An 11,821-nucleotide genomic window follows, 5' to 3' on the forward strand; every position below is an offset into this window, starting at 1 on the left:
TATCTGTGTTTAGAAATTCTTAGCGTTTGGCTTATTGAAACCGTAAGCTTCAAAAAATTCTTCGCGGAAATCTCCCAGGCGGTCCTCACGAATCGCTTGGCGCACCTGTTCCATTAAGTTTAACAGAAAATGAAGATTATGATAACTAGTAAGTCGGATTCCAAACGTTTCATCTGTCCGGATCAAATGATGAACGTATGCGCGCGTGTAATTTGTGCATGTGTAGCAATCGCATTTCTCGTCGATCGGACCGAAATCGCGTTTGAACGCAGCATTTTTCACATTCAACCGGCCGGTGCTCGTCATCAACGTGCCGTTCCGTGCAATGCGGGTCGGCAAGACGCAGTCGAACATATCCACGCCGCGGATCGCGCCGTCAATCAAGGAATCCGGCGAGCCGACGCCCATCAAATAACGCGGCTTGTTTTCCGGCAAGAGCGGCGTCGTGAACTCAAGCGCGCGGTTCATCACGTCTTTCGGTTCCCCTACAGACAATCCGCCGATTGCATATCCAGGGAAATCAAGCGATACCAAATCGCGGGCGCTTTGTTTGCGCAGGTCTTCGTATTCGCCGCCTTGGACGATTCCGAACAAGCCTTGGTCGTTTTTGCGGGCATGCGCTTCCAAGCAGCGCTCTGCCCAGCGGGACGTCCGCTCCACACTTGATTTCATATAGTCATGAGATGCCGGATACGGCGGGCATTCGTCAAACGCCATCATGATATCAGATCCGAGGTCGTTCTGGATTTCCATCGCTTTTTCCGGACTCAAGAACAGTTTATCGCCGTTCATATGGTTGCGGAAATGAACACCTTCTTCTTTGATGTTGCGGAATTCACTTAATGAGAAGACCTGGAAACCGCCGGAATCCGTCAAAATAGGGCGATCCCAGTTCATGAATTTATGCAGGCCGCCTGCCTCGCGGATGACGTCGTTGCCTGGGCGCAGCCAAAGGTGATACGTATTGCTCAAGATGATTCCGGCGTTCATCGCTTTCAATTCTTCCGGCGACATCGTTTTGACGGTCGCTTGCGTCCCTACCGGCATAAAGGCTGGCGTTTCAAAAGAACCGTGCGGCGTGTGGACAATCCCTAAACGGGCGCCGGTCTGTTTGCATGTTTTAATATGTTCATACCATACTGCTTGCGTCATTGATGAGTCTCCTTTTTCTGTGGTTCAATGAACATCGCATCTCCGAAAGAGAAAAAGCGGTAGCGTTCATTAACTGCTTCATTGTAAGCATTTAAAATGTTGTCGCGGTTCGATAAGGCGCTGACGAGCATGACCAAAGTCGATTTCGGCAAATGGAAATTCGTGATCAAGCCGTCGATCGCTTTAAACTCAAAGCCCGGGAAAATGAAGATATCGGTCCAGCCGCTGTCTTCTTTCAATTCGCCGCCGAATTTGCTGGCGACGGTTTCCAGTGTCCGTGTTGAAGTGGTGCCGACTGAAATCACCCGGTTGCCGCGTTTTTTCGTATCGTTGATTAAATCAGCCGTTTCCTGATTGATGCGGTAAAATTCTGCATGCATCGTATGGTCTTTGATGGAATCGACCGATACCGGCCGGAACGTGCCCAGTCCGACATGCAGCGTGATAAAGGCAATGTTCACACCTTTAGCCCGGATTTCATCAAGAAGTTCGTCGGTAAAATGAAGGCCGGCTGTTGGAGCAGCAGCGCTTCCCCGTTCTTTCGCGAAGACGGTCTGGTAGCGTTCCTGGTCTTCAAGCTTTTCACGGATATATGGCGGCAAAGGCATTTCGCCCAATTGCTCCAAAATCTCATAGAAAATGCCGTCATAGATCATTTTGAAATGGCGTCCGCCGTGGTCGAGGATGCCGGTGCATTCTGCTTTCAAAAGCCCGTCTCCGAACGAAATCACCGTGCCGATTTTTACTTTCTTCGCAGGCTTTACGAGTGTTTCCCACACATTGTCTTCAATCTGCTTCAGCAGCAATAATTCGATATGGGCGCCCGTCTCTTCTTTCACACCCATTAAACGGGCAGGCAGAACGCGCGTGTCATTTAATACTAACGTATCGCCCGCTTCCAAATGTTCCGTGATGTCGCGGAAATGGCGGTGCGTGATCGCGCCTGTTTCTTTGTCCATCACGAGCAGCCGGCTCGAGGTCCGGTCAAGCAAAGGCGTTTGGGCAATCAATTCTTCTGGCAAGTGGAAATCAAAATCATTAACATTCATCTCTAAAAACTTCCTTCATTTGGAGTCATTCAGGCATTTCCATATTGAAATGCTCATATGCTGTATGAGTGACCACGCGGCCTCTCGGGGTCCGTTGGATAAAGCCGATTTGCAGCAAGTAAGGTTCATAGACGTCTTCAATCGTCGTCGATTCTTCCCCGATGCTTGCCGCAATCGTATCCAGTCCAACCGGGCCGCCGCGGAAGCGCGTGATCATGCCCATCATCAATTTATGGTCGATATGGTCGAGGCCAAGCGGATCGACTTGCAGCATCTCAAGCGCTTGCGACGCCATTTCTTCTGTAATCGTTCCGTTGCCGCGCACTTGTGCAAAATCGCGGACGCGTTTCAATAGGCGGTTCGCAATACGCGGTGTTCCGCGGGAGCGGCGGGCAATTTCGACCGCTGCATTCGGATCGATTTCCGCTTCAAACAATTGCGAACTCCGGATCACAATATCCGTAAGGGATTCCGTGTCGTAATAATCAAGGCGTGCATGCACTCCGAAACGGTCGCGAAGCGGTGCAGATAAAGCACCCGCCCGCGTCGTCGCACCGATCAGCGTAAATGGCGGCAAATCAAGCCGCACGGACCGGGCAGTCGGCCCTTTCCCTACTACGATATCGAGGCAAAAATCCTCCATCGCCGGATACAGCACTTCTTCGATCGAACGGTTCAGGCGGTGGATTTCGTCAATAAACAGGACGTCGCCGGGTTCTAAAGACGACACTATGGCCGCTAAATCCCCGGGGCGTTCAATCGCCGGGCCGCTCGTCATTTTGACATTGACCGCCATTTCGTTGGCGATGACTGCAGCAAGCGTGGTTTTACCGAGTCCGGGAGGCCCGTATAACAATACATGGTCCAGACTTTCTTCGCGCATCTTTGCCGCTTCGATAAAAATCTCCAGGCTATGCTTTACTTTTTGCTGGCCGATATACTGCGATAAATACTGCGGCCGCAAGGACTGTTCAAAGCGTTCATCAAATTCGGAAATTTCGCCGCCAATTACGCGATCTTCCATGCCGTTCGCCTCCTTTTCATCAGTTTTGTTTCAATAACAATTGCAATGCTTTTTTCATGTAGCCTTCTGTATCGAGATCCAGGTCTTTCAGCTTCGGCTTCACTTTCGCAATTTCGCGTTCCGAATAGCCGAGCGCACCAAGTGCGAGCATCGCTTCTTCAAGTTCGATATCGTCATTCGAAAGCAAGCCTTGGAAGTCGTCCGATTCAAGCGGCTCTCCGAAAAATTCCGCGAGCTTTCCTTTCAAGTCCAGAATCATCTGGCGGGCCGTCTTTTTGCCGACGCCCGGGAATTTCACCAAATAGGATTCATCTTCACGTTCGATCGCTTCGATGACGTGCTGCGGCTGCCCGCTTGCGAGAATCGCGAGCGCTCCTTTAGGCCCGATGCCGGACACGGAAATCAGTTTACGGAATAATTCCCGCTGTTCCAAAGTCGGAAAGCCGAATAATAATTGCGCATCTTCACGGACATGATGGTGCAGGAAAACCTGCAGTTCTTCCGATCCGAAGGAATACGGATTCGGCGCAAAAATCTGCCAGCCGATGCCTTGCTGTTCTACTACTAAATATTCGGGCGTTACGCGCGTAACCGTCCCTTTTATGTAATCGTACATTCTTTTCGCCCCTTCAATTTAACCTATTGATTATAGCATATCTGTTCCCCTTTTACGAAACAAACCCGTTCTGAAAACGTCCGTGGTAAAATAGAAGAAATCATTCAAAAATGCTGGAGGATTCCCATGAAAAAACTTTACGGCGAACAGCGGCGCCAAATCCTGCTGGAAAAATTAAAAACGGCGGAAGAACCTTTGACCGGCGGCGAGCTTGCCGCTTTTGCAAACGTCTCCCGCCAAGTCATCGTCGGAGACATGACGCTGTTGAAAGCGAAAAATGAACCGATCATTGCGACCAGCCAAGGCTATCTTTATATGAATAGCCAGGCCAATCAAGAAATCAGCCGCACCATCGCCTGCCATCACCAGGCGGAAGATACGGAACGCGAACTCAAAGTTCTCGTCGCGACCGGCGTAACGGTGAAAGACGTATCCGTTGAACACCCGGTTTACGGCGAACTCACCGCCGGCATCCACGTCTCAAACAGCGAAGAAGTCGACGCGTTCATGCAGCGCGTGCGTGAAACAGGTGCGAGTTATTTGCTGGAACTGACCGGCGGCACGCATCTCCACACGATCACCGCACCAAATGTCGCGATGCTTGAACAAGCCATTGCTGCCATGCGCGAGAATGGCTTGTTGCTGGAGGAAAATGAATAAAAGCTTACTCGAAATCCTGGAACCGATCGCCGGTTTCAGGATTTTTTCGTTTATTTTCGGAATCTGCTTCGTTGTTTGCGGGATACACGGGTTTATTTGCGGGATTAGGAGCATTGCATGCGGAATAAACAATATTATTTGCGCAATCCCCTCCTTTATTTGCAGAATCCGCTTTTCGGCAGAAAAAATCCCGCAGCGCCGTCGCCGCGGGATCTTGTCATTCACTCTTATACGTAAAATACGAACCCAGACTCTTCACTTCGCAGCCAAGCGCCGCAAGCTCCTCGAATGCCCCTCGCATCATCGGCGCCTGTTCATCTTCCAAGACATCGGCGATGAAGAAATAATTGCCGAGGCCGGTTTTCAACGGGCGCGACTCGATTTTACTCAAGTTAAGTTGGCGCCAGGCAAACACGGAAAGCACTTGGTGGAGCACGCCGGAGCGGTCATCTTTTGGCGGCGAAATCATCAGCGTCGTTTTCACTTGGCCTTCATGGCTCGGATCTTCCAAGCGGTGATTCGTTTTCGACAACACAAAAAACCGGGTATGGTTGAAATGGAAGTCATGGATATCGCGCTGCAGAATCGTCAAGCCGTATTTCTCGGCGGAGAATTCGTTGCCGATCGCCGCAATATTGCGTTCCGGCAGCTCGCTGACCATTTTCGCTGCAGCGGCCGTCGAACTGTATTGCTCAAGCGGCGTGTTTTTATATGTATAGTAAAGAAATTTATGGCATTGTGCCAGTGCGTGCGGATGCGAATAGATCGCTTCCAGTGACTCCGCGCCTGCATTGTCCGGATGGACCAATAAATGCTGGCTGATCGGCGAAAGCACTTCCGCTACTACGTAAAGCTGCGCTTCATGGAATAAATAATCGACCGTCAGCGGAACCGATCCTTCCAATGCATTTTCCAGCGGCACGACAGCGTACTCGACGCTGCCTTCTGCCACTGCTTCTATGCATTCAGGAATGGATGTGAATGGAACCAAGGTGCTGCCCGGAAATACACGTGAAGCTGCCAAATGCGTGAAAGACGCTTCCGGCCCTAAAAAAGAAATTCGGTTTTTCAAACTTGTTTCAGCCATCCAACCACTCCTCCATTAAGATAATCCACTTGAAACCACATCAGCCGACTCGACAAAATCGAGTTTTTTCAGCTGCTGCAGGAACGTTTCCAACTCCAAATCCATCGCCGTGACATCCAAAGACAGCGTGACGTTTGCACGCCCTTGGATCGGAATGGTCTGATGGATGGTCAAAATATTGCACCGGGCTTCCGCAACCGCCTGCAATAGCGTCGCAAGCGTTCCGGACCGGTCTTCAAGCTGCAAGAATACCGTCAGGATCCGCTCTTTGACGATTGAGTGGAACGGGAATACAGCATCCCGGTATTTATAGAACGCGGAACGCGAAAGGCCGGTTTGATTGACTGCATCCAATATGGACATGTGTTCGCGCTGCAACAGTCTTTTCACTTCAAGCGTCTTTTGCATCGCTTCCGTCAAAACGTCTTCGCGCACCAAGTAATACCGTTGTTCTGATATATCCTTCATCCATTTACCCTCCATCTAAAGAGAAACTGAACCCAGCCGGCGCCAATGGCCAGCTGAGCTCGATCCGGGCTGATCGATTGATCAATCCATAAATTCAAATTCAAATTCCATCAAACGTACCGTGTCGCCATTTTCGGCGCCGCGCTCACGAAGTGCATCATCAATGCCCATGCCGCGCATCTGGCGGGCAAAACGGCGGATTGAATCTTCACGCGAGAAGTCGGTCATCTTGAACAGGCGCTCGATCGCATAGCCTGAAAGCACAAACGAACCATCCGGATCGCGCGTAATTTCAAAGCCGTCGCCTTGCGCTTCATGTTTGTAAAGAACTGCGTTGTCCGACTCTTCATCCACTTCTTCGATCATCGGGAATTCCGGTGTGACTTCGAGCAGATCCGTCACGGCGAATAAAAGATTCGACAAGCCTTGGCGGGAAAGCGCAGAAATCGGGAAAATCTGTGCATCTTCCGGCAATTTCTCGCGGAATTTCTTCAAGTTCTCTTCCGAATCCGGCATATCCATCTTGTTCGCTACAATCACTTGCGGGCGTTCCGTCAGACGCATATTGTACTGCTTCAATTCTTCATTGATGGTCACGTAATCCTCATACGGATCGCGCCCTTCCATCCCCGACATATCGATGACGTGGATGATAACCCGTGTCCGCTCGATATGGCGAAGGAATTGATGCCCAAGGCCAACGCCTTCATGTGCGCCTTCAATCAGTCCCGGCAAATCGGCCATGACAAAACTGCGGTGGTCATCCGTTTCAACCATTCCGAGGTTCGGCACGATCGTCGTGAAATGGTATTCAGCGATTTTCGGTTTCGCAGCCGAAACGACTGACAATAGGGTTGATTTCCCGACGCTCGGGAATCCGACTAAACCGGCATCCGCCAATACTTTTAGTTCCAGGATGACATTGCGCTCAAATCCCGGTTCTCCTTTTTCCGATAATTCCGGAGCCGGGTTCTGCGGCGTGGCAAAGCGGGAATTCCCGCGTCCGCCGCGTCCGCCGCGAGCGATGACAGCCGTCTGCCCGTGCTCAACGAGGTCGGCGATGGTTTCACCGGTGTCCGCGTCTTTTACAACCGTGCCCGGCGGAACTTTGATGATTAAATCCGATGCTTTCGCGCCGTGCTTATTCGCACTCATGCCGTGCGTCCCGCGGTCTGCTTTGAAAATCCGTTTGTAGCGGAAATCCATCAACGTGCGCAAGCCTTCTTCGACCATAAAGACGACATCTGCGCCTTTACCGCCGTCGCCGCCTGCAGGCCCTCCGTTCGGCACATATTTTTCGCGGCGGAATGCAACCATTCCATCTCCGCCGTCTCCACCTTTAACATAAACTTTTACGTGATCGACAAACATATTATCCCTCCATCTGTGCGCGTATGGCGATGTTCAAGCCATCCGGTCCGCACGCTTTCACTATCTCAAGCTCCGTTTCCGGAACCGTTATTTCTGTCCATTCACCAGTCAACCGAATTTCTGCAATAAAATAAGAATCTTCGTTCGAAAACGTAAGGAAGCATTCGTATTCCTCGTACGGATCCGTCCCTTCCAGAGCCGCCTCGATCAACGCTTCAATCGTTTCCGCATAAAGTCCATCCAAATGGACTGGTGCCTTTACCGCCTGGCAGCTGAGATGAAAACGGAATTCCGGGTAGCGCCATTGCGAAAGCAGCAGCCATTCTTCCAGCTTTTCCATTTTCAAACCCGAGAGCCGGCTCATCTGCACAGCCGCTTCGCCATGCGTGCGAATAATCGCCTGGACCTCATCCAAGCGCCCAAGATCCAAATTCATTTTGATCAATTGCAATTCATTCAAGAAATCATGGCGCGCATGCCGAAGCGATTGTGCCACTGTCATTGGTGTTTTCATAAGTCACGTCCCGTTCGTCTTCTTTTTTCAGTATACCAATTTTACCGCTGGATTTTCCAGGAAAAGAAGAGATGAGAGAGATTTTAAAACGCCGCCATAGTTTTTCAAAATAAAAAGGGCTGCATGCGCAGCCCTTTCGTTTTGTATTAAGCTTCTTGTGCTACTGGGTACACGCTCACTTTTTTCTTATCGCGTCCGTAACGTTCAAAACGTACGACTCCGTCGATTTTAGCAAAAAGCGTATCGTCTCCACCGCGTCCAACGTTTTCACCTGGATAAATTTTAGTACCGCGTTGACGGTATAAAATTGAACCACCAGTTACTTCTTGGCCGTCTGCACGTTTAGCGCCAAGGCGTTTAGATTCTGAGTCACGTCCGTTTCTCGTAGAACCTACACCTTTTTTAGATGCGAAAAACTGAAGATCTAATCTTAACATTCTGTCCCACCTCCTAAGCTGTGAAGGTTATTTTAATATATTCTTCATAGTCTTGTTCAATCGTTTTTAATGAAACAATCATGCTGCGAACAAGCAATTGCACCTGTCCATCCGTTTTCTCATCGAGTCCATCCGGGAAATCGACTTTTAAATAGCCGCTTTCAGATTGCGTAATGCCAGGTTCGATTCCGGTAAGTTCCATGATGGCGTTCACTGCTCCGAAAGAAACAGCGGATGCTCCGGCACATACCAAATCCTGCCCGTGTTCCGCAAAGTCCGCATGCCCCGACATTTCGAAAGAAGAAATACGGCCTGATGCTTCTTTAATTTTGACGTTAATCATGTCTTACAGGTTGATCGCGTCGACAGTCAATTTTGTGTATGGCTGACGATGACCTTGTTTTTTACGGTAGTTCTTTTTCGATTTGTATTTGAAAACAGTAATCTTTTTAGCGCGGCCGTTTTTAACAACAGTTGCCGATACAGTAGCTCCTTCAACAAAAGGAACACCCACTTTAGAATCGTCTCCACCTACAAATAGAACTTTATCAAATGTGATCACGTCACCAGCTTCACCGTTCAATTTCTCAACGTAGATTTCTTGGCCCGCTTCAACTTTGATTTGTTTACCACCAGTTTCAATAATTGCGTACATATCCTTGCACCTCCTCTTAGACTAAGACTCGCCTATTCAGGTGACCGGCATTGCTGCTGGCTCTTCAAATAACCTGATTCGAGCGGTTGTAGCACAGGTGCGCTACAAACATAACAGTAGAATAATACCACGCATGCGCATGCCGCGTCAACGGTTTTATTCAATAGCGAGCGGGCTTTCGGTGTTGAGGTGCGAACTTTAGGCTCTGGGGTGCGGAAAAGTTGCTGTGAGGTGCGAAACAATCGCAGCGAGGTGCGTTCAGCGCCAAATCGATCCAAAATACGCCTCCAACAATTCCCGCCTCGGCACAATCCACCGTCTGCCGCGTTCATTTCCCCGCAGGGCAGACTTCTCCAATAACCGGTAAAGCAAATGCTTGTCTTCTACCCCAAGCAACCGGTAAGCAAAACTTGTCGGCAATTCCGCTCCGAATAAAACCGCATATTCCTGAAGCGTTACTTCATGTGCATCATGGAAGGAACCGCCGCCGCCCCCGCAGTGCCATTTTCGATTTTTTCTGCTCAAAGCCGAATTCCTGCATCGCGGACACGTCACACCAAGCCGCAAGGAATCGATACGAAGCCCGTAGCGCTCCAACAAATTCTGATCGAAACTCCTCTTAGGCAAAGCACGCACTTTCGCTGCTAATTTCTGTTCGTCAACTAGCTTTCTTCCTCCCACTAAACTTTCCAAATAGAACGGCAAATAGTCGAGAGACACTGCAGGATAGTTCTTCGGCCCCTCTACTACTCGCCCTGAACGGCTCGCCAGCACAATCACTCCGGCGACAGGAATGCCTAAAAACCGTTCTGTCGCTTTGACTGCACGATGCAATTGTGACTCCGGGCTTTTCATTCCTTCCGGCCGCCCATCCACCATTCGATGAAACTGAAAATTTTCCGAATCAAAATAGAAATCGCCTTTCATATTCTTCACTTCGAGGACGCAAACCAATTTTTGATTTACAACAAGAAGATCCACTTGGGCGTAACCACTTCCATTAGGAATCGATAAATCCGTCAAAATGATGGTTTCTCCTGGAAGGATCAATTCTCTTTTCAACAAGGATAGGGTTCGTTGTTCTCCTCCTGCTCCAGCCAGCGAACTTTTTAGTTCGCTGCTTATCGAATTCCAAGCTGGATGGCTTTTTGACAATCTTTCCACCAATACCATTTGCGCCAACAATCGTTCGTTCATTTAGCACCTCCCAAATAAAAAACCCCCGGACCCAAATCATTCCTGCTCGTTTGTGAGCAGAAACAATTCGGATGCGGGGGCATCGTCGTCGTTTGTTATTTAGAAAAAATCGCTTTAATTTTTGAGAACACGCCGCCGCTCTTCTGATCCATTGTCATAAGCGGTACAGATTCACCTAAAATGCGGCGGGCGATATTGCGGTAGCCCATTGCTGCGCGGTTGTTCGGATCCATTACGACCGGTTCGCCGCGGTTTGAACTTGAAATGACCGTTTCATCGTCAGCAACGATTCCAAGCAAATCGATCGACAAGTGCGTCGTGATTTCGTTGACATCGAGCGCTTCGCCCGCTTTCATCAAATGCTGGCGAATGCGGTTGATGATCAGCTTCGGCGGCTCGATGTTTTCTTCGAGCTCAAGCAAACCGATAATGCGGTCGGCATCGCGGACAGCTGAAATTTCAGGTGTCGTGACGACGATCGCTTTATCGGCGCCCGCCACGGCATTTTTATAGCCTTGTTCGATGCCGGCCGGGCAATCGATAATGACGAAATCGTATTCATCTTTCAGCTTCGTCACCAATTCTTTCATTTGCTCCGGATTGATCGCGTTCTTATCCGTTGTTTGAGCAGCTGGCAATAAATACAGCATGTCATCAAAACGCTTGTCTTTGACAAGCGCCTGGTGGACTTTGCAGCGGCCATCGAGAACATCGACCAAATCGTAGATGATCCGGTTTTCGAGTCCCAAAATAACGTCTAAATTCCGCAAACCGATATCGGTATCGATTAAGCATACTTTTTTGCCTTGAAGAGCCAATGCAGTGCCGAGATTGGCGGTCGTCGTCGTTTTTCCGACGCCTCCCTTACCTGACGTTATGACTATTGCTTCTCCCACATTAGCTTCCTCCTTTAAACGTTGAAATTTGCGGCCGTATAAAGCGCAATTCCTGCAAGCGGTCGATGATGATATGGCCATTCGTATGTAAATAAGCACATTCCATTTCCGGCTGCTCGGAAAGCACCGTGAGTTCATCGGTCATCGTTTCAAGCGCATCATCAATTTTCAGATGCGTCGCTTCCAGCCATGAAGCTGCAATGACCGCTTCACGGTTGCCGTTTGCTCCTGCATGAGCGATCCCTTTTAAGCGGCCCAACACGTATATATTGCCTCCGGCGACCACTTTCGCGTTCGGATTGACGTCCCCGACCACGACCAAATCGCCTTCCGCTTTGACCACCTGGCCCGAACGCACAATGCCGACATACGTTTCGGATTGGCGTTCCATGATCCGGCGGTTGCTTTCTTCGACGGTAATGACATCGCTTCTCACGCTCGACACCCGCAGATGCGAATTGCTTTGCGTGATCGCAATGATTTCTTTCGTCTGCGCTTCCGTGCAGTACCGGTTCCCCAGATGAATCTGCACTTCCGCACTGCCATCAAGCGCAGGATCCGACACCTTTGCCTGCAGCTCCGTCAGCAGATCGGTGTAAGAACACTGGTCATCGAGCTGCAGAACGAGCCCTTGTTTCGTCCCTTTGATATAGACAAGATTCCTCAAAAATGTGTCACCTGCGCTTTCATTAAAA

General features: G+C 49.8%; 15 protein-coding genes and 1 other annotated feature. Of the genes, 1 reads left to right on the forward strand and 14 read right to left on the reverse strand.

The features are described 5' to 3' along the window. Positions 1 to 9: 9 nt before the first annotated feature. The 4 genes from tgt to ruvA are packed head-to-tail and all read right to left on the reverse strand — an operon-like array spanning position 10 to position 3,841. Positions 10 to 1,152, reverse strand: a complete 1,143-nt coding sequence (gene tgt, locus BN1080_RS09655; protein WP_052651852.1) for a tRNA guanosine(34) transglycosylase Tgt — start codon at positions 1,150 to 1,152, stop codon at positions 10 to 12. Beyond that, positions 1,149 to 2,201: a tRNA preQ1(34) S-adenosylmethionine ribosyltransferase-isomerase QueA gene (gene queA / locus BN1080_RS09660; protein WP_052651853.1), complete on the reverse strand. Its 1,053-nt coding sequence runs from the start codon at positions 2,199 to 2,201 to the stop codon at positions 1,149 to 1,151. Before queA ends, tgt begins: the two co-directional genes overlap by 4 nt. A gap of 25 nt (positions 2,202 to 2,226) precedes the next feature. Next, a complete protein-coding gene (gene ruvB, locus BN1080_RS09665) occupies positions 2,227 to 3,225 on the reverse strand; it encodes a Holliday junction branch migration DNA helicase RuvB (protein ID WP_052651854.1) in 999 nt (332 codons plus the stop codon). Between the two features lie 19 nt (positions 3,226 to 3,244). After that, positions 3,245 to 3,841, reverse strand: a complete 597-nt coding sequence (gene ruvA, locus BN1080_RS09670; protein ID WP_052651855.1) for a Holliday junction branch migration protein RuvA — start codon at positions 3,839 to 3,841, stop codon at positions 3,245 to 3,247. Positions 3,842 to 3,967: 126 nt separating this feature from the next. Here ruvA and BN1080_RS09675 point away from each other — a divergent pair, with 126 nt between their 5' ends. Continuing rightward, on the forward strand, positions 3,968 to 4,501 hold the full coding sequence (locus BN1080_RS09675; protein ID WP_052651856.1) for a transcription repressor NadR: 534 nt from the start codon (positions 3,968 to 3,970) through the stop codon (positions 4,499 to 4,501). 217 nt (positions 4,502 to 4,718) lie between these two features. On the opposite strand, the gene pheA is transcribed toward BN1080_RS09675, so the two are convergent. From pheA to minC, 10 genes are all read right to left on the reverse strand, one after another. Beyond that, positions 4,719 to 5,588, reverse strand: coding sequence for a prephenate dehydratase (gene pheA, locus BN1080_RS09680; protein WP_052651857.1), 870 nt, complete (start codon positions 5,586 to 5,588; stop codon positions 4,719 to 4,721). A gap of 15 nt (positions 5,589 to 5,603) precedes the next feature. Next, on the reverse strand, positions 5,604 to 6,056 hold the full coding sequence (locus BN1080_RS09685) for an ACT domain-containing protein (RefSeq protein WP_052651858.1): 453 nt from the start codon (positions 6,054 to 6,056) through the stop codon (positions 5,604 to 5,606). A gap of 81 nt (positions 6,057 to 6,137) precedes the next feature. Further along, a complete protein-coding gene (gene obgE / locus BN1080_RS09690; protein ID WP_052651859.1) occupies positions 6,138 to 7,427 on the reverse strand; it encodes a GTPase ObgE in 1,290 nt (429 codons plus the stop codon). Between the two features lies 1 nt (position 7,428). Next, entirely contained in the window at positions 7,429 to 7,941 is a 513-nt protein-coding gene (locus tag BN1080_RS09695; protein ID WP_052651860.1) for a Spo0B domain-containing protein, read from the reverse strand. Between the two features lie 146 nt (positions 7,942 to 8,087). Further along, the gene (rpmA, locus tag BN1080_RS09700; protein ID WP_008431505.1) at positions 8,088 to 8,378 is read right to left on the reverse strand and encodes a 50S ribosomal protein L27; all 291 of its coding nucleotides are present in this window, start codon (positions 8,376 to 8,378) and stop codon (positions 8,088 to 8,090) included. A gap of 13 nt (positions 8,379 to 8,391) precedes the next feature. Next, a complete protein-coding gene (locus BN1080_RS09705; RefSeq protein ID WP_052651861.1) occupies positions 8,392 to 8,721 on the reverse strand; it encodes a ribosomal-processing cysteine protease Prp in 330 nt (109 codons plus the stop codon). A 3-nt stretch (positions 8,722 to 8,724) separates the two neighbouring features. Further along, positions 8,725 to 9,033, reverse strand: coding sequence for a 50S ribosomal protein L21 (rplU, locus tag BN1080_RS09710; RefSeq protein WP_052651862.1), 309 nt, complete (start codon positions 9,031 to 9,033; stop codon positions 8,725 to 8,727). A 14-nt stretch (positions 9,034 to 9,047) separates the two neighbouring features. Continuing rightward, positions 9,048 to 9,131: a sequence feature (ribosomal protein L21 leader region), on the reverse strand. 160 nt (positions 9,132 to 9,291) lie between these two features. Beyond that, positions 9,292 to 10,230 (reverse strand): nuclease-related domain-containing protein, encoded by a 939-nt coding sequence (locus BN1080_RS09715; protein WP_052651863.1) that lies wholly within the window; start codon positions 10,228 to 10,230, stop codon positions 9,292 to 9,294. 95 nt (positions 10,231 to 10,325) lie between these two features. After that, the gene (gene minD / locus BN1080_RS09720; RefSeq protein ID WP_052651864.1) at positions 10,326 to 11,126 is read right to left on the reverse strand and encodes a septum site-determining protein MinD; all 801 of its coding nucleotides are present in this window, start codon (positions 11,124 to 11,126) and stop codon (positions 10,326 to 10,328) included. Between the two features lies 1 nt (position 11,127). Further along, positions 11,128 to 11,793, reverse strand: a complete 666-nt coding sequence (gene minC, locus BN1080_RS09725) for a septum site-determining protein MinC (protein WP_052651865.1) — start codon at positions 11,791 to 11,793, stop codon at positions 11,128 to 11,130. Between the last annotated feature and the right edge of the window lie 28 nt (positions 11,794 to 11,821).

It is taken from the genome of Planococcus massiliensis (genome assembly GCF_000821325.1).
GTDB classification, from domain to species: domain Bacteria; phylum Bacillota; class Bacilli; order Bacillales_A; family Planococcaceae; genus Planococcus; species Planococcus ruber.